This window comes from Lentibacillus saliphilus (assembly GCF_019093865.1).
In the GTDB taxonomy this organism is placed as follows: domain Bacteria; phylum Bacillota; class Bacilli; order Bacillales; family Amphibacillaceae; genus Lentibacillus_B; species Lentibacillus_B saliphilus.
Map to the genome: position 1 here is coordinate 192297 of NZ_JABJXD010000004.1, position 23981 is coordinate 216277.

Below are 23981 nucleotides of genomic sequence, written 5' to 3' on the forward strand. Positions count from 1 at the left end.
TATTACATATGAAAGATATAAAAAATGGTGATCACTTATTATTGACGTTGGAAGCACTGTCCAATCCGTATCGGCTCAAAATTATTGCGATTCTTCATCACGATCGGCAATATGTCAGTCAGCTGGCAAGGGACCTCGGCATTAGCAGACCATTGCTTTATTTACATTTAAAGAAGCTGGAGGAGGCAGAGTTGATTACAGGCCATCATGAAATCTCCGAGGATGGTAAAGCAATGAAATTTTACGAGCTTAGTCCCTTTAGCATCCGTTTAGATGCACCGGTTATAGCTGAAGCGGTGGAAAGCTTAACCATTAAGAAAAGAAAGGAGTAGGCTGTTTTTTCGAATAGAAAGAGAAAGGGGTATGGAACGTTTTATGGATCATGTTCATGTAGGAGATGCTTTAGTTCAATTAGTGGTGTTTTTATTCTCACTATTGCCGGTCGTTGTGATTGTTCTTGTGCTGGTATACGTCATACGGCTTGTTCGTCGTATGGAGCGTCGTGCAGAGGAACGGCTCCAATTTGAAAAAGAAAACGCTGCTCATCAGGAACAGCACATAGAGGTCATTCATGATGTCCAAGATCGTTTAAGCAATATTGAACGGATTCTAAAAGATGTTGATTGATGTCGGATATGGGCAGTAATGGCATGAATGAATGTTGATTTGAAAATGATGTAAGGGGATGGTCATTTATATGGATAGTTCTACAATTATTATGGGACTTTTACCGATTATTATAATGATTACACTGATCGCTGTGATTGTATCGGTGATTGTGTTCGCGGTAAAAGCTGTTCGGCGTATCGAAGGTCGAGCAGAAGAGCGATTACGAATGGAAAAAGCACATGCAGCCCGTCAAAAACAACAATCAGAAGCGATGAGCGATGTTCAAGAACGTTTAAAAGGCATCGAAGCCATTCTTAAACAAGTTGATTAGCCGTTTTGTTGAGTTCAATTAAGTGTTCTCATTCTGATGAATCTTGGATTATGCGGCTCTTTTTATAATTTACGCGGTTCAAATAGGCAATATACGTCTTTTTTTGATCATATGCGTCGGAAGAGCGGGATATGCGTAGGATTTCTTAGATATGCGGGACTGTGGTCCTCTTATGCGGCTAGTAGACTAGGATTATAATTAAAACTAAAAAGCAGCCATGCGATATGGCTGCTTTCCTATGTTCGAGCTTACAGTTTAAAAGCACGGATTTCGTTATTCATCTGTTCGGCTAATTGAGCGAGCTCATTAGCGCTATGTGACACTTCTTCCATTGAACTAGACGTTTGCTGGGCGGAAGCAGCTGCTTCTTCAACACCGGCAGCGGACTCCTCCGAAACAGAAGCAATTTCTTCGATCAGGTTGTTCATGTTACTACCGCTTTGCGCGATTTCTTGCAGGTTGCTCGATATTGCTAAAATCTTATCTGACATATTAGCGACAGCTTCATTAATGGTCGTAAAGCTTTGGCCGGTTTTTTGCATTTGCTCTGATCCAGCTTTCACTTCATCGTATCCCGTATTAAGAGACGTGACGACGTGATTGGTTTCATTCTGGATGTTATGGACGATATGTGTGATTTCACTGACGGAATTGGCCACCTGCTCAGCGAGCTTTCTGACTTCATCAGCGACCACTGCGAAGCCTTTTCCATGCTCACCAGCGCGCGCAGCCTCGATGGCTGCATTTAATGACAATAGATTTGTTTGACCGGCAATATCCTTGATGACGAGAACAAGCTTTGAAATCTCGTCTGAGTGGCGATCAAGTCCTTGTACTTTTTCCACAGCGTCTGTCACGATCGCATCGATGCGTTGCATTTGTTTGGCAGATTGATCCATTAAGGCTGCACCGTCCGATGTGAGCTGTGACACATCTTGAGACGTTGTGGCAACATCTTGCCCTTCTTTCTCAGAAGCTTGAATACGTTGCAAGAATACCGACATTTCCTCAGATAGATTAGAAGCAGAGTTAGCTTGTAATTCTGAGCCTGACGCGAGTTCTTCCATCGTGGAGGCAACTTGTTCATTGCCCGCTTTCACCTCGTCTGCCGAGCTGTTTAAACCATTACTTTGTGTCGACACTGTTTGAGAAACATGAGAGATATTTCCGACAATTTGACGAATGCTATCCTTCATTTTATTAACGGCTTCTGCCAGCTGTCCAATTTCATCGCGCCCGTCATAGTCCATCGATTCCACTGTTAAATTACCTGTAGCGACTTCAGATGTAATGTGTACAATTTGCTTTAAGTTTTTCGTAATAGGCTTGCTGACAAAATACATAAAGGTGATACCAACAACAAGTGCAATCGTTATGGCACCTGCTAGGAACCAGATCGCAAAATGGATGTTGTTACTGGCTCGATTGACAGATGTTGTTTGTTCCTTATGAATCATTTTCGTGAGTGCAGTGACTTTATCAATATTGGATGATGTGTATTCTGCTAAGTTATTATTTTGTTTCATAGCCGTATGCATGTTGTTGTTTTCGATAGAAGCGACGACACTATTAAGAAATAGTTGGTCAATTGTTTCGTTATTAGATCTTATTTCAGCGAAGATCTCTTGCATCTCAGTTGTTGAGAGCGCATTTTCCATTTGCTCTTCTAGTTCAATCAATTGTTGCTGGGATTCCTGGAAAGACGTTAAGTACTTATCGTTTGTCGTAGAAACATAGTATGAGACATCAAGATACTTGTTTTGCATAATCGTTGCGATTTCCAGCATGTTATTAATGTTAGAGCCGTCCTCTTCAATGGCTTTAACATCGCTTTGACCTTGTTGAAGCTGCAGGAACACTAAGCCGCCTGCAACGAGGAACATGAACCCTGTTAATAAATAGACAAGAGTATACTTGCGTCCAATCGGTAAGTGCTGCCACTTTTTATTTCTTCGTTTCTTTTGTTTTGTCTTGGTCGTCTTTTTTCTATTAAATAGCTTTATTTTCATTTTCATACACGCATATCCCCCATTTAATTGTATATGTCTTCTTTATATCGGCAATATGACCTAAGTATTTAGCACTAATTTTGTTTTGTCAAACGTTATAGAAGATTATGTCTACGTACATGTCGCTTTGCCCGCTTCATTTTAATGTGATCGACTTTACTTTTTTTGCCATTTTATATAAAAACGTTCAGCTGTCTATTAATGTTTCTTGGCTGCTAGCACAGAAATGGAGCCTGATTGCTTGATTATATGGAGATGATTGTGGAAGTTGACAATAAAACAGCCCTTGAACCAGTTGGGGTCCAAGGGCTCGGAGTCATACCACATCAAGGTTTACAGGGGAATTATGGTACCCTCCTCTTTAATAAGTAAGGTCATTTAATTTTATCATAATTAAGGTAATAGGTAAAATATGGTAGTGATTTAGTGTTGAGATGAGGGTGGGTGACGAGGTCTGTAATAGACGCGGGCGAATTGGTTGTGGCAAACATTTACAAGTATTAAAAAAAATGTTAAATTTACCGTAGAGATCTTGGGGAAGGTCTTAAGAATCATATCACATCAAGGTTTACAGGTAAGTTATTATGGTAAGGCAATAAGCCGTGGCGTTGGGGATCGCCGAACTCCGCTTTTATTTGCGGAGCTCCCCACATAATGATTTGATTCCAGACTAATATTGTATTTAGTCTTTTTTTATATGCAAAACAAGAAGATGAGGAGGGCGTGCCATGAGATTTAGTATTGGCTTGGATATCGGAATTTCATCTGTTGGATGGACAGTGATCGACCTTGATCGAGAACGGATTGAGGATATGGGTGTGCGCGTCTTTGATGTGGCCGAAAATCCAAAGGACGGATCCTCCTTGGCAGCAGCCCGACGAGAGGCGCGGTCCTCTAGAAAGACAATTCGTAGGCGGCGTTATCGCATTGGAAGAGTTCGTAAAATGATCGTTCGTCAAGGGTTATTATCAGAAGTTGAAGCAGATCAGTTATTTAATAGGGATAAAGAAGATCTTGATGTGTGGCTCATCCGCATATATGGGCTTGAGCGTAAATTAACAAATCGAGAATATGCTAGAATATTGATTCACTATGCAAAAAATCGTGGGTTTAAATCGAACCGAAAAAGTGACACACAAGAAGAAGATGGACAGCTCCTTCAAGCTGTTAAGGCTAATAAAGATCTCATGAAGATCAAACAATATCGCACTGTAGCTGAAATGCTTATACATGATAAAAAATTTGCTGGACGTAAACGAAATATAGATGGAGACTATTCTCGTGTGATCGCTAGAAGTGAGGTTGAACATGAAATACATACCGTGTTTGAGAAGCAACGGGAATTTGGTCATGCCTTTGCAACACAACAAAACGAGGATGTGTACATCAAGATTTGGTCTTCACAACGCCCGTTTATTACACAAGACGATATAGAAAGAAAAATAGGCTACTGTACGTTTGAGCCAAATGAAAAACGTGCACCAAAATGGTCCTATACCTTTGAACGCTTCTGTGCACTTGATAAACTAAACCGGTTAAAAATCACGTCTGATCGGACAGCACAGCGTTCGCTTGCAGATGGAGAACGCGTTGTTATTTTGAACAAGCTTATGAATCAAAGACATATCACATTCAAAGAACTGCGCAAAATGCTCAGACTCCAAGAATACGAACGGTTTGATGGGCTCATTTATGATTTAAATAAAACAAATACACAGAACGAAACTAAAGTATTTTTATCACTTGAAGGCGTTTATAACATGAAGCAAGCCGTCAAATCTGCCAAAGGCACATTAACAACCAAACTTCGGCCTATCGATTATGATACTTTTAGCTATGCATTGACCTATTATAAAGATGATCAAGATTCTCGGGATTATTTAAAAAATACATATGTTAATGAAGACGGGAAAAAAGAAATAAACCTTGCGAACCAAGCTTATGATGACGCATTAATCTCAGAGCTGCTTCACCTTTCCTTTTCTAAATTCGGCCATTTATCTTTCAAAGCACTAAACAAGATTATGCCTTATGTTGAGTCAGGTCTTCGATATGAAGAGGCGTGTGAAAAAGCCGGCTATCAGTTTAATCAAAGGATAGGGAAAACCCAACAGACGCTTTTACCTGTTATACCGACAAAGGATATTACAAACCCAGTCGTCATTAGAGCTTTTTCCCAAATGCGAAAAGTCCTGAATGCCATTATTAAACACTACGGATCACCGTCGTTTGTCTATATTGAACTGGGTCGAGAAATGGGGCGTCGCTATCCAGAAAGACGAGACTTGGAAAAGCAATATAACAGGAATCGACAATTAAATGACTCGGCAAAAGAAACAATCCGTAAATTGCGCCCTCAGAATGGTGTGCTAAGAGGTCACGATATTTTGAAGTTTAAGTTATGGGAGGAACAAAAAGGACGGTGCGCTTATTCAAATAATTTTATTTCGGTAGATCAATTGTTTGAAGCGGGATATGCCGAGGTTGATCATATTATTCCCTATAGTCGAAGCTTTGATGACAGCACTGCTAACAAAGTCCTCGTTTTAGCTGAAGAAAATCAAAATAAAGGACAAAAAACACCCTACGAATGGTTTGGAAGTGATGCGCAAAAATGGGACGCATATACCACCTATGTTCACACATTAAAAGTGCACAAAAAGAAAAAAAACCTGCTGCTTAACAAGCATTTCGATCAAGGAGAAACAGAACGATTTAAAGCGCGCAATATAAACGATTCACGCTACATTACATGCTTTTTAAAAGGATTCATCGAGGATAACTTACGATTTAATGGAAAATCGGATGAGAATCAACATGTCTATGCAGTAAACGGTGCTTATACAGCACTAATGCGTAAGCGTTGGGGATTTAACAAAAATAGACAAGCCGATGAACGTCTCCATGCAGTTGATGCAGCGATTGTGGCAGTTAGTCTTCCATTCAGGGATACAGTAGAGCAGTATTTTAAAAGAAGTGAAGCACATACTTCTCAGCCATTGAAGTGTGAGATTGAGGATGGACACTTCCCAGAACCATGGGAAGGGTTTAAGAGAGAATTGGAAGCAAGAATGATTCAAGATTCCGGTCAGCTAAGGTTTGCCCTTGAAAGCCTTGCAAAGAACAGTTATGATCAGAATTTTATTGATAGCGTAAAGCCAATCATTGTCTCGCGTATGCCGAAGCGATCGATTAAAGGCAAGATCCACGAAGAAACCTTGAGAAGACACAGAGATTATAATGATCGAGGGCTGATGCGAATTGTTACAAAGACACGACTGGAAAATATCCCTTTTGATAAAAAAACGGGGGATTTTCCGATGTACGGCAAAGAATCTGATCCCAAAACCTATGAAGCTATCAAAAAAAGGTATTTAGCGTATGACGGAAAAAAAGAGCAAGCGTTTAAAACCCCACTTTATAAACCGTCTAAAAGGAAGGACATGGCGCCGATTATAAGAAGTGTCAAAATAGAGGATACGACAAACCGAGCATTTGTCATCGATGAACATACTGTTGCAGCAAATGGTCGTATTGCCCGAACAGAAGTGTTTAGGCATAAAAAAACAGGGAAATATTATTTAACACCAGTCTATGTGAGTGAAGTGTTGTCCGGTGTTGTCCCAAGTAAGCTAATCACCCAAGGTAAGCCATATAAAGACTGGGCTGTTATTACAGATGACTATGAATTTCAGTTTAATCTCTTTCAAAATGATGTATTAAACATTAAATTGCCTAGAGAAAAAACAGCTAAAACACATACGAACACGAGAGTCAGTTGGGAGGAAGGGTTGTTCTACTTTAATGGTGTTGACACAGCAACTGCTCAAATTAAAATCACTGATCATAAAAATAGTTTTCAAGATAGAATCGGAATTACGGGCTTAAAGGTTTTTGATAAGTATCAAATTGATCCATTAGGAAACTTATCTAAGGTCAATAAAGAAATACGCCGTGATGGATAAGAATATTGTTATTCTGAAATCAATAGGTGAATTTCAACAAAAAACCACCAAATGTCAGGACGTGCCAGGCACGTCCTTCTGTTTCAATGTTTGCGAGTATGCTAAACTGAAAGAAACCTAGGGGAGGATGATTCGATGCAATACGTAACACTCAATAATGGTTTACAGATGCCACAGCTCGGGTTTGGTGTTTGGCAGGTTGAGGATGCGAAAGCTGAGCCAGCTGTTGCGAAGGCACTTGAAGTCGGGTATCGTTCGATCGATACGGCGAAGGTTTATGGCAATGAAGCGGGCGTTGGACGGGCGCTAGCTAAAAGTGGTGTACCTCGTGAAGAACTGTTTATTACGACGAAAGTTTGGAATAGTGACCATGGCTACGAAGAAACGTTAGCAGCGTTTGATGCCAGTCTTGAGCGGCTAGGCCTCGACTATGTTGATTTGTATTTGGTGCATTGGCCGACGCCTGAATATGATCAGTATATTGAGACGTATCAAGCATTGGAGAAGCTTTACCAGGATGGCCGTGTAAAAGCGATTGGTGTGTGCAATTTTAATGTCGAGCATTTAGAACGTTTACTAGATGAATGTGAGGTCGTTCCAGTCGTTAATCAGGTTGAATGTCATCCATATTTGCAGCAAAAAGCGTTAAAACAATTTTGTGCCAAGCACGATATTCACTTGGAAGCCTATAGCCCATTGATGACAGGTGGCGCGGTACTTGAGGATGATGTTGTTCACGAAATTGCCAACCGCCATGGCAAGACATCAGCTCAAGTCATTCTCCGTTGGCATCTGCAATACGGTAATATTGTGATTCCAAAATCGGTGACGCCAAAGCGAATTGAAGAGAATTTTGCTGTGTTTGATTTTGAATTAGATGTTTCCGAGCTTGATGAGATTGCGAAACTTGATCGGAATGAACGAAAAGGCATTGAACCGAACGAGATGAATTATAGATAGTGGCATGGCTTGTTCCGTGGGATGCTTGAAACATATCACGATATAATAAGGTCATTCGAACAGTAGTGAAAGGATGCTACTGTTCTTTTTTGTTGAATGTAAAACGAATGTTATTTTGTTTATGTCATCGGAAGGAGGGACATAAATAAGGGGAGGAGGGTACTTGTATGAAACATCATCCACTTTTAAAACAGTCGGTTCATCATAAACAGAAGCAAAATGGAGCGGCACACATTACGTGGTGGCAGCTGTCGCTCATTGGTATTGGCTCCATAATAGGTGCAGGATTTTTTCTAGGTACTGGACTTTCGATCAAAATTGCTGGTCCTTCCATACTGGTAGGGTATATGGTTGCAGGTGTAACCGCGCTGTTTGTTTTTAGTGCATTGGCCGAAATGACTGTTAATGATCCACAAACAGGTTCTTTCCGAACGTATGCCGGGAAGGCTTATGGACATTGGCTAGGCTTTACATCGGGTTGGTTGTATTGGTTGTCAGGAATTCTGATTATGTCTAGTGAAATCATAGCTTTGTCTACGTTTACACAATTTTGGTTTGAAACGATTCCGTTATGGGTGTTTTCAATCATTTATGCTTTATTAGGGATAGGAATTAATGTGTTGGGCGTTAAAGATTTCGGGAAAATAGAATCTCTCTTTGCAGTTGTGAAGCTATCTACATTAGTTGCTTTTATTGTTTTTGGCGGATTATTTCTATTTGGTGTCATTACGCCTAAGGAAGTTGTAAATAGTGCTCACGTGACAGCTCACAATTTATTCCCAAATGGTGTGATGGGATTATGGTCTGCCCTTATTTTTATCTTTTTCTCTTTTGGGGGGATAGCGGTCGTCGGTGTTGCGTCTTCGGAATTAAAAAATAAGAATGATATTCCCAAGGCGGGATTTAGTTTAATCCTTGTGCTCGTTTCGGTCTATTTATTGTCTATTTTCTTTGTGTTGGAAATGGCTGACTGGACACTCATAAATGAAAATGAAAGTCCGTTTGTGACGGCATTATCTGCTTTTCACATTCCTTTTTTAGATTCTCTGTTTAATGTAATCATTATAAGTGCGGCATTTTCCACGATGGTCGGGGCGTTTTTTTCAGTCAGCCATGTGATGCTGTCGTTATCAGAGGGTGGTGATGCACCAAAAGGGCTCCAGGAGAAAAATAGCCGAGGTGTCGCGTTAAAGTCGCTGCTTTTAACGTCTGCTGTTTTAGGTCTATCTATTGTGTTGTCGTTTCTACTGCCAGACACTGTATATGAATATGTAACGACAGCTGCAGGGATCATGCTAATTTTGAATTGGAGTATTATCCTTGCCTCACATATTAAATTACATCCAACCTATGCGAATCATCCGGATTCGTTTAAAGCATTCGGCTATCCTTTTACGTCATATTTAGGCATTGGTTTTATTGTGCTGGCGATATCAGGCGCATTATTTCATTCAAATGAAAGGGTAGGGTTGCTCATAAGCGGAGCACTTATTGCAACAATATTGTTGTGTTACCAGTTTTTCTTTGGATTTAAGAAGCCAAAATAGGAATGGACTCATTCGCTCTTTGTTGCAGGCGTTTAATCGACACAAGCAGAGTGATCGTTGAAAAGCTTTGCAACCGTATCTTGATGACAGCGTCCATTAAAGCAGAAGATGATAAACTTACCCTCATTGGAAAGCGTAATTTGTATGATTTGATTTTAGTCCTTTAGTTCATCCACAGGAAACGTATAAATTTAATTTTGACCGTATATATCACGACCGAGCCGCACATATCGCAAAAGCGCCGCATAATCTCTGAAAGGACCGCATAAACCCAAAAAGTGCCGCATATCGTCCACAGCAGCCGCATAAACCCCAAGAACGCCGCATATCCAAGCCCGAGCCACTCGTCCCTTAGTCCTCATCCAATACACATACATACAAAAGCAAGAAGGAAGTGCCCCAGCTTGTTCACTTCCTTCTTGCTCTTATAATTACAAGGATTTCATAAGCATCGCCCAGACCTTGTTCTTCAAATAATATGCTGTCTATTGCCCTCGTTTGCACTTTGAGCACATCCACCAACTACCCAAATATGCGCGCAACTGCATCTTTGAATTCCTGGAAAAAGTCAGGAATATCTTCTAGTTCTACTCCGAATTCCATATTGTGAGCAATCGATTCGTTATACCATTTTTGATCAGCAAACCCGGCATTGAAGTGTCGCCACACATCATCGCCTTGGCTCATTATTTTGTCTTCTAGATCAACTAAATTGTCTAGTTTATCCGCAACGATCAAATATTTCACGTCCAAATCTGCTTCCTTGACCGTTTCAATGGTGTGCTGCTTACGTTCTTGCCATGATTTTGATTTATCCTCAGTATGGGCGCTGACGATTTGTGCGACTCGAACTCCGAATTGTTTTTGAATATCCTCCATTGTGATGGGTGTATCCTCAACAACATCATGTAAGTATCCAGCACAAACAAGCTCATCAGATACGCCTGCTTTTTCGAGTCGTTCAGCAACTCTTATCGGATGTGTAATATAAGGGGTGGTGCTGCCTTTCCTCGTTTGCCCTTTATGGGCGTCCATTGCAAATGAGCGAGCGCGTGTCTTCATGTGTGGTACCTCCCTATGCTTTGATTTATGTTTTGATTTTATCATATCTAAGTGAATCCCTCCTTGTGTTAACAGGTCTTCAGACTTAAGTTAATTGAGTTTCATATATGAATGTCCTAATCGCGAGCGTTCATTTTATCTCAAGTTAACGGGCTGTAAAACGCCCACTGATTGAAGGATTGAGGGTTCCAGGTGTCTGGAATGTTTTCAGGAAATTACTCGGGTTAGCTGACATTTTGAAGAGCACTTTATATGTTGCCTAGCTCAATAAAAAAGTGACGAGAAAAAATGTTCATTATTGAGCAAATTAAGTAAAAAATGTATACTGTACATGTAAGGTTCACTTTCTAATAAACTTGGAGGTGCTTGTTGATGAAATTAAAGGGTAAGGTTGCTGTCGTAACAGGTGCAGGCTCTGGTATGGGTGAAGCCATTGCGTTATTGTACGCAAAGGAAGGTGCTAATGTCATTGTGGCAGATCTCAATGAAGAAACTGCCAATAAGGTGACGGAAGCGATTAAGCAGGCTGGCGGCGAAGCCATTGCTGTTGTAGCCGATGTATCTAAGGAATCTGATGTGCAAAACATGATCGATACAGCTGTTGATCATTATGGAACAGTAGACATTCTCGTCAATAATGCTGGTATTATGGATAACTTTATTCCAGCAGGCAACGTTACAGATGAGCATTGGGACCGAATCATTAACGTCAATTTAACGTCAGTCATGCGCACAACCCGAAAAGTGCTACCGATCTTTTTAGAAAAGAAAAGCGGCATTATTATCAACAACTCCTCTGTAGGTGCATTAAACGGGTCTAGAGCAGGGGCAGCTTATACGGCGTCCAAGCATGCTGTGACGGGATTTACGAAAAACGTCGCGTTTATGTATGCAATGGATGGCATTCGTTGTAACGCCATCGCTCCAGGTGGAGTAGAAACGAATATCAGCACGTCGATTAATGCACCAGATGAATTTGGCATGGGACGCGTCATGAGTGGCGTTAATAACAATCCTCGAAATGGACAGTCTGAGGAAATTGCAACGATAGCGCTATTTTTAGCAACAGATGATTCAAGCTTCGTCAACGGTGTCAGCATTGCAGCTGATGGCGGCTGGACAGCTTATTAACGATTATTATAAAGCAAGCGCTCATATCACATGCCATGATTATGAAATGGCATGTGATGTGAGTCTTTTTTTGAATTGGTCAGGCACAACTGAGGATAAATCGGTGAAACACACGCCCGAATCGGCAAGTCCCGAGGATAAATCGGCGAAACATGCGTCTGAATCGGCGGCCCACATACACCATTCTCCCCCTCTAAATAAATATTAACATCTTTCCACATATCTCCCATTACATTCCGTTAACTTTTTGTTATGATGAAAGTTACGGATGTTTATTTTGTGACGTTCAGTAATTTCAAAATAACAACAACTCAATAACCGTATATAACCGTATATTACATATTAAAAGCAAAAGGATGTGCGCGCATGGTACAAGAGATTAACAAGCGAAAAACAGAACATATTCATCTATGTCTAACAGAAAATGTTGAAGGGGTTAATAAGTCGACTGGTCTGGAAGGCATTTCCTTTATACATAATGCACTACCAGAAATCAATTTTTCCGATATTGATTTGCGGACGACGTTTCTCGGCAAGCAATTGAAGGCGCCTTTTCTCGTCAGCTCAATGACAGGTGGCTCTGAGCTCGCGACGACGATTAATCAAAACCTTGCTAAGGCAGCTGAGCAAAAAGGCTGGGTAATGGCGCTTGGATCAACACGTGCGTTCGTGGAAAGCGATGCGCACAAGGATTCCTTCACTGTAAAAGAATTAGCACCGAGTGTTCCGCTCATTGCCAATCTCGGAGCAGTGCAGTTGAATTATGGCTATGGCGTCGATGAGTGTCAGACGATCATTGATAAAACGGGAGCTGATTCCCTCGTTCTTCATTTGAACAGTCTGCAGGAGATCGTTCAGGATGAAGGAGATTTGAACTTTGCAGATCTCCTTCCGAAAATAGAAAAGATCTGCCGTACACTTGATGTGCCAGTCGGTGCTAAGGAAGTCGGTTTTGGCATTGATGGCACGGTTGCACAAAAGTTATATGATGCGGGTATTGCGTACATTGATGTTGCTGGTGCCGGCGGGACGTCATGGAGTCAGGTGGAAAAATTACGTTCTCAAGACCCATTACGAAAAGCTGCTGCTGAAGCGTTCAACGGCTGGGGTATTCCAACAAAGGACTGCATTGTGTCGGTAAAAAAACATGTTGATGGCGTTCCGGTTGTTGCCAGTGGTGGTATGAAAACGGGTGTTGATGCAGCGAAAGCCATCACGATCGGAGCGGATATTGTCGGTTTTGCGCGTTCGCTTTTAGAGGCTGCCACCAAATCAGATGAGGCTGTTATCCAAGTGATGGAGCAAATTGAGTTCGAGTTAAAAATGACAATGTTCGGCATCGGTGCGCGCACGCTTGAGGATCTGAAAAACACACAGCGTGTAGAAATTATGGGCACATCATTATTGGGAAAATAGATGATTGCATTTAAAGAACCTCTTATTAAAGAGAGGGTCTTTACCAATAGAAGATCGTAGTCCAGTTTAAATGTAGGGAAAAGGAGCTGATATTGCATCAGCTCCTTTTCCATGTTTAAAGACATATTTTAATCCAACATTGTGAAGCGATAAACGTTGTAAAACCAAGCGAATGAATCGTTATTTCACATGTGAGCACAATGCTATTATAGAGCCCAGGTCTGTGCTAAAATAGCAAACAGAAATGAGGTGCTTATAAATGAAAATAGAAGTTTGGTCCGACTTTGTTTGTCCATTTTGTTATATTGGCAAACGTCGTCTTGAACAGGCATTAGAGGCTTTTCCACATCGAGATCATGTTCACATTGAATATAAAAGCTACGAATTAGCCCCTGAATCAAAAACCGTAACCGATAAAAACATTCATGAAGCCTTGGCTGAAAAGTATCATATACCTGTTGAGCAGGCGAAAGCCATGAATGAACAGATCGGTGCTCAAGCGAAGGAGGTTGGTTTAACCTATCATTTCGATGACATGAAGCCTGTTAACACGTTTGATGCCCATCGCTTAGCTAAATTTGCAGAATCACATGGCAAAGGTCGTGAAATGACTGAGCGCATACTAAGAGCTTATTTTATAGAATCAGAACTGATCAGTGACCATAACACGTTGGCAAGGCTCGCAAAAGAAGTCGGTTTGGATGAAGCTGCTGTCTTGGATATGCTGCAGTCTGAAAAGTACACACCGAAAGTACGTGCAGATCAGTTGACCGCCCGAGAAATGGGTGTTGAAGGTGTCCCGTTTTTCGTCTTCAATGAAAAATACGCTGTATCTGGTGCTCAACCTCAGGAAGCATTTACAGAAGTGTTAGAAACAGTTTGGCAGGAGGAGCGAGATCGACCTGTTCTCAATACCTTAAACCCTAAATCCTCAAAGACTTCATACTGTACAGGAGATAGCTGCGAAGTCGATATGAACGATAATGAATAATGTGATATACCTTGCAAAAGACCAGCATTCCATAAGGGTGGTGACAGCCTTATGGATGCTGGTTTTTGTTATGGAGAATTTGTTCGGAGCAGTTCAGGTGTAAACTTGTGACTCTCAAATGTTAATTTCATCGATTTCCGCATCACACCACTCATTCATTTCCTACGCCATTCTCACTGTTCACAAGTTTTTCCACTTAAATACCCTTTGTATATTGCAGGGGTTATTTTGGTGTGCTATACTTTACTCTGAAGCTAATTGATAATGAATATCATTATTAATTAGAAGGCTTTTCTATTAATAATCATTAAAAATAAGCTAAGGATGGTTGGCAGTCTATGAAATTGCGATACTTGGTCCCTTTACTTTTCATATTATCAGTTGTTTCAATTTTCATAGGTGTGTCCAACGTATCGCCACTGGATATCTTCCATTTAACGGATATACAACTGGAAATACTACTGGTCAGTCGAATTCCGAGGCTTTTAAGCATTCTCATTGCCGGCATGAGCATGAGCATATCGGGGTTAATTATGCAGCAGCTGTCTCATAATAAATTTGTTTCCCCGACAACAGCAGGGACGATGGATTCAGCACGGTTAGGTGTTCTCGTATCATTGATGGTTTTCACAGCAGCAAGCCCTTTGCAAAAAATCATCGTGTCATTTGCCTTTGCGTTATTAGGCACATTCATCTTTATGAAAATCCTTGAAAAAATTAAATTCAAAGATGCCGTCTTTATTCCGCTTGTTGGCTTAATGTTTGGAAACATTATTAGTTCTATCGCTACGTTTTTTGCCTATCGCAATGACTTGATTCAAAATATGTCATCGTGGATGCAGGGCGATTTTTCAATGATTATGAGTGGCAATTATGAAATGATGTATATCAGTATTCCGGTTCTTATTTTTGCTTACTTATACGCTAATAAGTTTACGATTGCTGGCATGGGCGAAGACTTCTCTAAAAATCTTGGATTAAACTATCGACAAGTTGTGAATCTCGGATTAATGATCGTTGCCTTGATCACCGCGTCCGTCGTATTAACAGTAGGCGTCATTCCGTTTCTGGGCTTGATTATTCCTAACATCGTCACCATTTATCAAGGCGATCATTTGAAGAAGAGCTTGATCCATACAGCATTACTTGGTGCAATATTTGTCCTGATATGTGACATTATCGGTCGCGTTTTGATTTATCCATACGAGATTCCGATTAGTTTAACAGTTGGTGTTATTGGAAGCGCCATATTCATGTATTTACTCATAAGGAGACGGAAATATGGGCTATAAGAAAAAGGTTATCGTCTTAGCCGTCGTTGCAGCATTGTTGGCGCTCTTATATGTTTTCTATGATTTGTCTGGCAATATAAGCTACATACTTCCGAGACGCATCATAAAAGTCATCGCAATTATTTTAACAGGTGGCGCGATCGCGTTTGCAACGACCGTCTTTATGACGATTACGAACAATAGAATTTTGACGCCTAGTGTACTCGGACTTGATTCGCTTTATTTACTGATTCAGACCGTTGTGATCTTTGTATTCGGCTCACGCTCGCTCGTAATGATGAATAGCCAAATCAATTACTTATTGTCGATTGGTATTATGGTTGTTTTCTCGCTATTACTCTATCAATTTCTTTTTCGTGGTGAGGGCAACAACGTTTACTTTTTACTTTTAATTGGGATCATTCTCGGTACGTTTTTTAATAGCTTTACGTCATTCATGCAAGTGTTAATCGATCCGAATGAATTTATGGTTGCTCAGGACCGGATGTTTGCCAGTATTAATAACGTTAATTCGGATCTCGTTTATTTATCCATCGGTCTTATTGCGCTGATGATACTTTATTTTCTCAAGTATTATAAATACCTTGATGTGATGCAGCTCGGTCGTGATCAAGCGATTAATCTAGGTGTACCTTATGACAAAGTTGTTAAGCATCTTTTAATTGTCGTAGCAGTTCTGATTTCAATTGCAACGGCACTGATAGGACCGATTACATTCCTTGGATTGCTCGTAGTTAATGTAGCATATGAATTTTTGAAAACATATCGTCACATGTATTTAATTCTCGGATCCGTATTAATCAGCATCATTGCCCTTCTTGGTGGCCAGTTTATCGTCGAAAAAATATTTACATTCCAAACGACGATCAGTGTCATTATTAACTTTGTTGGCGGAATCTACTTTATATATCTTTTGTTAAAGGAGAATAAAGCATGGTAAACATCAGAAACGTGTTCAAGTCGTACAATGACAAAAAAGTAATAGAAGATGTATCTGTGTCAATTGAAAAAGGAACGATTACCTCGTTTATTGGTCCGAACGGTGCGGGAAAAAGTACGTTAATTTCAATGGTTAGTCGACTCATTTCGAAGGACAATGGTGACATATCGATTGATGGTCAAGACATTATGAAGACGAAGAACAATGAACTTGCTAAGAAGATATCCATTTTAAAACAGTCTAATGCCATCAATCTTAAATTAACGGTACGCGAGCTCGTATCATTCGGACGCTTTCCTTACTCACAAGGGAAATTAACTGCAGAGGATGAAATGAAGGTAGATGAAGCAATTCACTATATGGAGCTTGAGGATATGGCTGATAAATATATCGATGAGTTAAGTGGTGGTCAGCGGCAACGGGCTCATATTGCGATGGTCATCGCTCAAGATACGGAATACATCATGCTGGATGAACCGCTCAATAACCTTGATATGCGGCATTCTGTACAAATTATGAAGACATTGCGCCGCCTTGTCGATGAGCTGGGAAAAACCGTGATCATCGTCATTCACGATATTAATTTTGCTTCCTGTTACTCAGATAATATCGTCGCACTAAAGGATGGCAAAGTTGTGAAGCAAGGTCGGGCATGTGATGTGATTGATCAATGTGTTTTAAAAGACATTTATGACATGGATATTGATATTAAACATGTCGATGACAAACGCATTTGTGTTTATTTTTAAATCCTGGTTGTATACGGGTGTCGAATCGGATATAAAAAAGGTCCCACATGCAATGGTCATAGCCGCACAGCTCATTCCATTACAAGGGAACCTCTCACAGATTAGTGTACCCTATTTTTTCGATAAGGTAAATTAGATCATTCTATCGTTAAGACGCTATGTAGGAGGTGAATGACTCTTTTAATCAACGCTCATAACGATAATCGACGTTTAAATAGATGACGATTCGTACAACTCTCCGTAGCACCAGTGATGATATATATTTCTATACAAAGGAGTTTTCATAAATGAAGAAGTTTATAATGCTTGTTTTATTAATTGGGTTAGCGATGTTTGCCGCAGCTTGCGGGGACAGTGGAAATAATGACGAGGCTGAAGGAAATGACACGTCAGGAGCGAACAATGGAAGTTCTGAAGAAACAGCTTCAACGATTACGGTTGAACATGAGCTAGGCGAAACAGAAGTTGAAGTTAATCCAGAAAAAGTCGTTGTATTTGACTTAGGTATTCTTGATGCACTTGATCAGCTAGATATTGACGTTGTTGGTTTACCGAAATCAGTCATTCCTGGATACTTGAATAAATATGAGAGCGATGATTATGCCAATGTTGGTAGTTTGCACGAACCAGATTTTGAAAAGCTAGCTGAAATTGATCCCGATCTGATTATTATTTCTGGACGTGCATCAGCATCATATGACCAGTTAAGCGAATTGGCGCCAACTGTATTTCTCGGTGTTGATGCAACGCGTTATATAGACTCATTCAAGGAAAATATGCACACACTTGGCAAGATTTTTGATAGAGAAGCGGATATTGAAGAAGCATTGGCAAGCATTGACGCCTCTGTTGAAGAATTGAATAAAAAGGCACAAGCAGCTGACAAAAAAGGCTTAATCATTTTAGCGAATGACGATAAGATTAGTGCATATGGGCCGAACTCTCGTTTTGGACTCATTCATGATGTATTCGGTGTCCCAGCTTCTGATGAAAACATTGACGCATCGACGCACGGCATGAACGTATCATTCGAATATGTGATGGAGCAAAATCCAGATAAGCTGTATGTGATTGATCGCAGTGCTGCAATAAATGATGGCTCATCAGCCGAGCAAATCGTGGAAAATAAGCTCGTCAAAAACACAACCGCATTTAAAGAAGACCAAATTTACTACTTAAGCGCCGACGTATGGTATTTGGCAGGCGGAGGACTTCAATCCGTCCAGCAAATGGTCGATGAAATAGCAGCAAGCTATGAATAAACAGTGTATAAGCAGTCCATTGATATGGGCTGCTTTTCATTTTGTTGATTCATACCGTTGCATGTCCAGCATATGTGACTTGATTTTTAAACCGTAACTATGTTTGAATGAAAGAACAATACAATGAAATGAGGTTTACGGTTTATGAAGAAATGGACGGTTTTAATCTTGCTTTCAATGATGTTTCTAGTACTCGCAGCATGCAGTGACAATGATGAAGCGGAGCAGGATCATGCAGATAAAGATAATGGATCGGAAGCCAATGCACCAGTTGAAATAAGTGATGAAGAAAAAGTGGACGCGTCAAAGACCGTTCTAACAATAAATGGGACTGAAATTAAAGGTAAAGCATACAACGCAGTTTATGTTCAAGTCAAAACGTTGTACGGGGCAAACATAACCGATACAGCGCAACTGAAAGAATTAACCATCGAGCTGCTCACTCAGCAAGAGTTGATCAACCAAGACGCATCGAAGCTCGGGATAAAAGTAACTGAAGAAGAAGCCGAAGAAGAGCTTAAAACATACAAAGAGAAAAACGCCGATCAATTCCAAGCAGTCCTAGATCGGTTCCAGCTGTCAGAAGAGGCATTTAAAGAGCAAATGACAGGGGATCTATTGCGAGAAAAATATATTGATGATCAGTTTGATGTCAATGTGACGGATGAAGAGATCAAAGCGTTTTATGACCAGCAGTTTGAAGAACAGGACGGCGAGAACATACCAAAATTAGAGGACGTCCGTAATCAGATCAAAGAAGGCTTGAAAAGTCAAAAAGAGCAAAGCAAAGTCCAAGAACGCGTCAATGTATTGAAGGAAGATGCAGAGATTGAAGTGTTGATTTAAACTATAGACGTTTTTCTGACACGTTGGCACATTAAAGCACCCAGCCGCATAAAACGCAAAGCGCACGCATAAATCGCAAACGCGCCGCATATATCGCAAAGCGCACGCATAAATCGCAAACGCGCCGCATAAAACGCAAAGCACACGCATAACTCGCGAACGCGCCGCATAAATCGCAAAGCGCACGCATAAGTCGCAAACGCGCCGCATATATCACAAAGCGCACGCATAAATCGCAAACGCGCCGCATATAGCGCAAAGCGCACGCATAAATCGCAAACGCGCCGCATATATCACAAAGCGCACGCATATCGCTTGCTGCCCATGCTCATGCAATGCTCATGCACTCAGCAAGCGCCAGTCACGATTAAAAAGCCAGCCACACATGACAATCGGAAATGTCGTGTGTGGTGTTTTTGTAACAGCACTACATACATTGCATAAAATGATCATGATTCATAACATTTTTGTAACGTGTGATACGACGTGCCGTGCTATAATATAAAAGTGGATTTATGTTTGAAAACTGTAAAGGACTGATTAATATGGTAGATCCATTAATATATGAAGAATTGGTTCAATTGATAGGTGAGCACAATGTTGTTGCCAATAAACCGTTAAAGAACCATACATATACAAGACTAGGTGGCCATGCAGATTATTTTGTGACACCAGATTCGTATGAGCAGGTTCAAGCAATTGTTAAGTTTGCCAAACGGAGCAACGTGCCATTTACATTATTAGGCAATGGGTCTAATCTCATTATAAAAGACGGCGGTATTCGTGGGATTGTCTTGTATCTTGGCCAATTAGCGGATATCCGGACAACAGGGACAACCATCACCGCTCAAAGTGGTGCCCGTATTATTGATGTGTCACAGGAAGCGCTGGCACATTCCCTTTCTGGATTGGAATTTGCTTGTGGTATTCCTGGTTCTATAGGCGGAGCGCTATTTATGAATGCTGGCGCATACGGTGGAGAGGTTAAGGATGTGCTTCAGGAAGCAGTCGTTGTTGATCGCGATGGCAACCTCTTAACGTTGTCTCCTGAAGAACTTGATTTATCCTATCGTACGAGTAACATACCTGAAAAAGGCTACATTGTACTGAAAGCAACATTTGCTTTAGAGCCTGGTAAATATGAGGATATAAAAGCAATTATGGATGATTTAACATATAAACGAGAATCCAAGCAGCCGTTAGAATACCCATCGTGTGGCAGTGTGTTCAAACGCCCACCAGGTTATTTTGCAGGCAAGCTTATTCAAGACAGTGAGCTGCAGGGCCAACAAATCGGTGGAGCTGAAGTGAGTACGAAGCATGCTGGCTTTATCGTGAACAAAAACGGTGCGACGGCCGAAGAATATATTGGCTTAATAGAACACGTTCAGAAAACCGTCTTGGAAAAATTCGGCGTAAAGCTTGAGCGAGAAGTTAAAATCATTGGAGAAGATCCGATAAAGTGATATGTACTGTCATGTACGCTTTTGATGATAGTCCTCTTTAAAGAAAAGGTCCGACACTTGAAATGTGCCGGACTTTTTTCACGTCTTTATCCAAGAAAACGATGCAGGAATGTTTGTAGTCGTTCATTTTTAGGATTTTGAATCACTTCGCTCGGTGGCCCTTCTTCAGCGATAACACCTTCATCAAGAAAAAGCACACGATCAGCGACGTCAATGGCAAATTCCATCTCGTGCGTTACAAGAACCATAGCCATTTCACCTTCATTGGCAATATCACGAATGACTTCAAGCACTTCACCGACAAGCTCTGGATCAAGTGCTGATGTCACTTCATCAAATAACATGACTTTTGGTCGCATAACGAGTGCACGTGCCATTGCGACACGCTGTTTTTGTCCACCAGATAACTGATTGGGATAGTTGTCGAGCTTATCACCGAGTCCAACTTTTTCAAGCATCTGAATCGACTGTTCCTTTGCTTCCTTTTTACTCATTTTTTTCACATGGGTGGGTGCGGTCATACAGTTCTCTAAAATCGTCATGTGTGGAAACAGGTTAAAGTGCTGGAAGACCATGCCAATATCACCGCGAACCTGCCGCAGATGCTTTTCATTTGCTGGAACGAGCTCACCATTTTTCTCCATTTCCCATAAATTTTTACCATCAACGATAATATGTCCTGATGTTGGCTCTTCAAGTGTCATGAGCATTCGAATGATTGTCGTTTTACCGGAGCCACTTGGTCCAATAACCGCAACTTTTTCACCAGGAAGAATGTCGAGATTGATCCCTTTTAAAACATCAACATCCCCAAAGGATTTATGGACATTTTCGTATTTGACGATTGGGTCTAAGCCTTTGTTGACATTGGCTGTTTGTTCTTCGCTTGTAACTGTATCTACCATTAAGAAACAGCTCCTTCCGAGTCATTAAGTGTCTTGCTTCCATTCGTAGCTTTTTTATCAAATTTCATATTCATTTTCTTCTCAAGCTTATTAACGAGCAGTGCTGACGGATAGCTCATCAGTAGGAACAAAAGGGCTACAACGGTATAAGCTTCAATGTTCCTAAAGTGCTGGGATCCAAAGTCGCCTGCGAGATGAAGAATACCGACAACACCAATAGTCGCTGCTAATGGAACTTCCTTAAATAAGATGATTAGATAGTTACCAAGCATCGGTATTGTTGGTCTGATAGCTTGTGGCAAAATGATTTTTGTCCATTTTTGCTTTGTTGTAAAGTTAAGAGCGGTTGATGCCTCCCATTGTCCTTTATCAACAGATTCAATTCCTGAACGATACACTTCGCTAATGTACGTGCTGAAGTGAATTCCTAAGCCGATGACCGCACTCGTAAACGGACTGAGTGTCATGCCGACATAAGGAACCTCTGGCCAAGCATAAAAGATAAAATATAACTGAACGAGTGGTGGTGTTGAGCGAATAAACTCCATCGTCCATGTGACGACCCAATTGATTGCTTTATTAGGAATTCGTTTTAAAAACGTCCAAACGAAGCCGAAGATGAGGGCAAAAACATAACAGACGATCGTGAGCGATAGTGTGATCCATATGCCCTTTGAAATAAATGGTAACGCTTGAAAGAACAAATCATTATTCCAATTCATTAGCTGGCCACCCCTTTCTTAGAGATGTCTTCCATTTTGCGTGTCAGGAAGATGAGTGGCAACGCAATGATAAAGTAAAATACAAGCGCGAGAAATAACACAATCGGTGTCATTGAAATTTCACTGAATCGAAAGCGATCTCCGTAATATAAGATGTCTTTCATACCAATTAAAGAGACGAGTGACGTCGCTTTAACCATTTGAATTAAATAGTTGCCAAATTCGGGCAGCATCATTCTAACGGCCTGTGGAAAGATGACGAGTCGCATACGCTGAAAACGCGACATATTTAACGCCGTAGCAGCTTCGCGTTGCCCTTGTGCGACAGCTACGATTGAGCCTCTAACAACTTCTGACATATACGCACCATAGTTGAGAGAGATGGCTAGGACACCCGCTAAATAGTTACTGCCCAAGTCAATATTAAATAACATGGGGAGCGCATAATATAACCAGAACAATTGAACGATAAGCGAGGTGCCACGGAATATTTCAACGTAAAACCTGGTAAGCGTGCGGAGAATAATATTGTTTGAAAGTAGGCAAAAACCGGCAATGAACGCCAAGAAGTAGCCTACAACAATGGAACCAAGAAGAACAAGTATGGTGATTTTTACCCCTTGAAACAGGGTGGGAAAAATTTCGATTAGTGCATTAATGCTGATCACCCTTTCTAAAGTCAATAAGGTCTGCCTCCCGGCTATGGGAGCCAGACCCTATGGTGTCAAATGTTATGTGTCAAATAGAATCTAATTGATACCTTTTAATCCTTGTATACGTCGCCGCTACAAACAGATTCAGTCGTAATGCTTGGATCAACAGAGTTCCCCTCTGCGCTAAAGTAGTTTGCTTCGAGTAATTCCCCGACAGTACCGTCTTCTTTAAGCTCCTTTAGCTTTTCGTTATAAGCTTCGACTAAGTCAGTATGCTTTTGGTTGAACGCAGCAGCACCATAGCTTGGCACACCTTCAATGTTCGGCTGTTCGAAGTCTGAGACGAATTCCAAGTCATCATTTTCTGCAGATTCGAGCGCCATTTTAACAGTCATTTCTGTACCAGTTGTCACGTCAGCGCGTCCGGATGAAACGGCGGAAAAGCTCGCTGGAATGTCTGGAACTGCTAGGATTTGGTCCTCGCTGACGCCTTCTGTTTGAACATAATCAATCTCTGTAGCTCCAGACATAATGGCAACTGTTACATCTGGATTGTCGGCAATATCTTTATAGCTCGTTAAGTTAAGTGGATTGCCTTTTTCAACGATCATGCCTTCACCGTATTTCATTTCAGGCTCACCAAAGGCAACGTTTTCGCAGCGGTCCGGCTTAATGGCCATACCAGCTGTGATCACATCGAATTTCTCTGCATTCAAGCCTGAGATTAAATTGTCCCATTCTGACAGATGTCCCTCGACTTCTTCAACGCCGAGTTCTTTGAATACCGCCTTAGCGATATCAACCGCTGCCCCTTTTAATTCACCATCTTCTTCGTAGGCATATGGTTTTTCATCAGCAAAGCCAATTTTAACTGTGCCTGCTTCTTTAAGCTCAGCTAATTTACCTGAATCACCATCACCGCTCGTATCATCATTTGATCCACATGCAGCAAGTGCAATGAGTAATAACCCTAATACTGAAGTCAGTAATAACTTCTTCATGTTTTTAACATGACCTCCCTCTTTTTTTGAGCAACTTGTTTGAGTGCTTGCATGTCCCGCCAAAAGATGCGACACCGCGTCCCAAACAGTCATACTATAATACTAGCGATATATAAAAAGTCAT

The 23981-nt window shown here is 41.0% G+C and carries 21 protein-coding genes; 15 read left to right on the plus strand and 6 right to left on the minus strand.

Annotated elements, in window-relative coordinates; translation table 11 throughout:
* The first annotated feature begins 8 nt into the window (after positions 1-8).
* The 3 genes from HPC67_RS09125 (at position 9) to HPC67_RS09135 (ending at position 940) form a co-directional block, all read left to right on the plus strand.
* Complete coding sequence (locus tag HPC67_RS09125; protein WP_217587304.1) at positions 9-332, plus strand: ArsR/SmtB family transcription factor; 324 nt, start codon at positions 9-11, stop codon at positions 330-332.
* A 31-nt stretch (positions 333-363) separates the two neighbouring features.
* On the plus strand, positions 364-627 hold the full coding sequence (locus HPC67_RS09130) for a hypothetical protein (protein WP_217587305.1): 264 nt from the start codon (positions 364-366) through the stop codon (positions 625-627).
* A gap of 70 nt (positions 628-697) precedes the next feature.
* Positions 698-940, plus strand: coding sequence for a hypothetical protein (locus HPC67_RS09135; protein WP_217587306.1), 243 nt, complete (start codon positions 698-700; stop codon positions 938-940).
* A 248-nt stretch (positions 941-1188) separates the two neighbouring features.
* On the opposite strand, the gene HPC67_RS09140 is transcribed toward HPC67_RS09135, so the two are convergent.
* Positions 1189-2955: a methyl-accepting chemotaxis protein gene (locus HPC67_RS09140; protein WP_246569883.1), complete on the minus strand. Its 1767-nt coding sequence runs from the start codon at positions 2953-2955 to the stop codon at positions 1189-1191.
* A gap of 722 nt (positions 2956-3677) precedes the next feature.
* Between HPC67_RS09140 and cas9 the strand changes: the two genes are divergently transcribed.
* The 3 genes from cas9 (at position 3678) to HPC67_RS09155 (ending at position 9421) form a co-directional block, all read left to right on the plus strand.
* Positions 3678-6914, plus strand: coding sequence for a type II CRISPR RNA-guided endonuclease Cas9 (cas9, locus tag HPC67_RS09145; protein ID WP_217587307.1), 3237 nt, complete (start codon positions 3678-3680; stop codon positions 6912-6914).
* A 135-nt stretch (positions 6915-7049) separates the two neighbouring features.
* Entirely contained in the window at positions 7050-7874 is an 825-nt protein-coding gene (locus tag HPC67_RS09150) for an aldo/keto reductase (RefSeq protein ID WP_217587308.1), read from the plus strand.
* Between the two features lie 167 nt (positions 7875-8041).
* The gene (locus HPC67_RS09155) at positions 8042-9421 is read left to right on the plus strand and encodes an amino acid permease (RefSeq protein ID WP_217587309.1); all 1380 of its coding nucleotides are present in this window, start codon (positions 8042-8044) and stop codon (positions 9419-9421) included.
* A gap of 522 nt (positions 9422-9943) precedes the next feature.
* Here HPC67_RS09155 and HPC67_RS09160 read toward each other — a convergent pair.
* On the minus strand, positions 9944-10483 hold the full coding sequence (locus HPC67_RS09160; protein WP_217587310.1) for an HD domain-containing protein: 540 nt from the start codon (positions 10481-10483) through the stop codon (positions 9944-9946).
* 372 nt (positions 10484-10855) lie between these two features.
* On the opposite strand from HPC67_RS09160, the gene HPC67_RS09165 reads away from it, so the two are divergent.
* From HPC67_RS09165 to murB, 9 genes are all read left to right on the plus strand, one after another.
* Positions 10856-11614 (plus strand): SDR family oxidoreductase, encoded by a 759-nt coding sequence (locus HPC67_RS09165; protein ID WP_217587405.1) that lies wholly within the window; start codon positions 10856-10858, stop codon positions 11612-11614.
* A 366-nt stretch (positions 11615-11980) separates the two neighbouring features.
* The gene (fni, locus tag HPC67_RS09170) at positions 11981-13030 is read left to right on the plus strand and encodes a type 2 isopentenyl-diphosphate Delta-isomerase (RefSeq protein ID WP_217587312.1); all 1050 of its coding nucleotides are present in this window, start codon (positions 11981-11983) and stop codon (positions 13028-13030) included.
* Between the two features lie 259 nt (positions 13031-13289).
* The gene (locus tag HPC67_RS09175) at positions 13290-14021 is read left to right on the plus strand and encodes a DsbA family oxidoreductase (protein WP_217587313.1); all 732 of its coding nucleotides are present in this window, start codon (positions 13290-13292) and stop codon (positions 14019-14021) included.
* Positions 14022-14359: 338 nt separating this feature from the next.
* Entirely contained in the window at positions 14360-15313 is a 954-nt protein-coding gene (locus HPC67_RS09180) for an ABC transporter permease (RefSeq protein ID WP_217587314.1), read from the plus strand.
* Entirely contained in the window at positions 15303-16253 is a 951-nt protein-coding gene (locus HPC67_RS09185; RefSeq protein ID WP_217587315.1) for an iron chelate uptake ABC transporter family permease subunit, read from the plus strand. Before HPC67_RS09180 ends, HPC67_RS09185 begins: the two co-directional genes overlap by 11 nt.
* Positions 16247-17002 carry an iron ABC transporter ATP-binding protein gene (locus tag HPC67_RS09190; protein WP_217587316.1) on the plus strand — a complete coding sequence of 252 codons (756 nt, stop codon included), beginning with the start codon at positions 16247-16249 and terminating at the stop codon, positions 17000-17002. Before HPC67_RS09185 ends, HPC67_RS09190 begins: the two co-directional genes overlap by 7 nt.
* A gap of 287 nt (positions 17003-17289) precedes the next feature.
* A complete protein-coding gene (locus HPC67_RS09195; protein ID WP_217587317.1) occupies positions 17290-18264 on the plus strand; it encodes a siderophore ABC transporter substrate-binding protein in 975 nt (324 codons plus the stop codon).
* A gap of 144 nt (positions 18265-18408) precedes the next feature.
* Entirely contained in the window at positions 18409-19110 is a 702-nt protein-coding gene (locus tag HPC67_RS09200; protein ID WP_217587318.1) for a SurA N-terminal domain-containing protein, read from the plus strand.
* 545 nt (positions 19111-19655) lie between these two features.
* Positions 19656-20576 (plus strand): UDP-N-acetylmuramate dehydrogenase, encoded by a 921-nt coding sequence (gene murB / locus HPC67_RS09205; RefSeq protein WP_217587319.1) that lies wholly within the window; start codon positions 19656-19658, stop codon positions 20574-20576.
* An 86-nt stretch (positions 20577-20662) separates the two neighbouring features.
* Here the strand turns inward: murB and ehuA are convergent, their stop codons facing one another.
* The 4 genes from ehuA to ehuB all read right to left on the minus strand — a co-directional run bounded on the left by ehuA (position 20663) and on the right by ehuB (position 23857).
* On the minus strand, positions 20663-21481 hold the full coding sequence (ehuA, locus tag HPC67_RS09210) for an ectoine/hydroxyectoine ABC transporter ATP-binding protein EhuA (RefSeq protein WP_246569885.1): 819 nt from the start codon (positions 21479-21481) through the stop codon (positions 20663-20665).
* Positions 21481-22203 carry an ectoine/hydroxyectoine ABC transporter permease subunit EhuD gene (ehuD, locus tag HPC67_RS09215; RefSeq protein WP_217587321.1) on the minus strand — a complete coding sequence of 241 codons (723 nt, stop codon included), beginning with the start codon at positions 22201-22203 and terminating at the stop codon, positions 21481-21483. Before ehuD ends, ehuA begins: the two co-directional genes overlap by 1 nt.
* The gene (locus tag HPC67_RS09220) at positions 22203-22862 is read right to left on the minus strand and encodes an amino acid ABC transporter permease (protein ID WP_217587409.1); all 660 of its coding nucleotides are present in this window, start codon (positions 22860-22862) and stop codon (positions 22203-22205) included. The genes ehuD and HPC67_RS09220 overlap by 1 nt, the downstream gene beginning before the upstream one ends.
* Positions 22863-22966: 104 nt before the next feature.
* On the minus strand, positions 22967-23857 hold the full coding sequence (ehuB, locus tag HPC67_RS09225) for an ectoine/hydroxyectoine ABC transporter substrate-binding protein EhuB (protein ID WP_217587322.1): 891 nt from the start codon (positions 23855-23857) through the stop codon (positions 22967-22969).
* Positions 23858-23981: the final 124 nt, after the last annotated feature.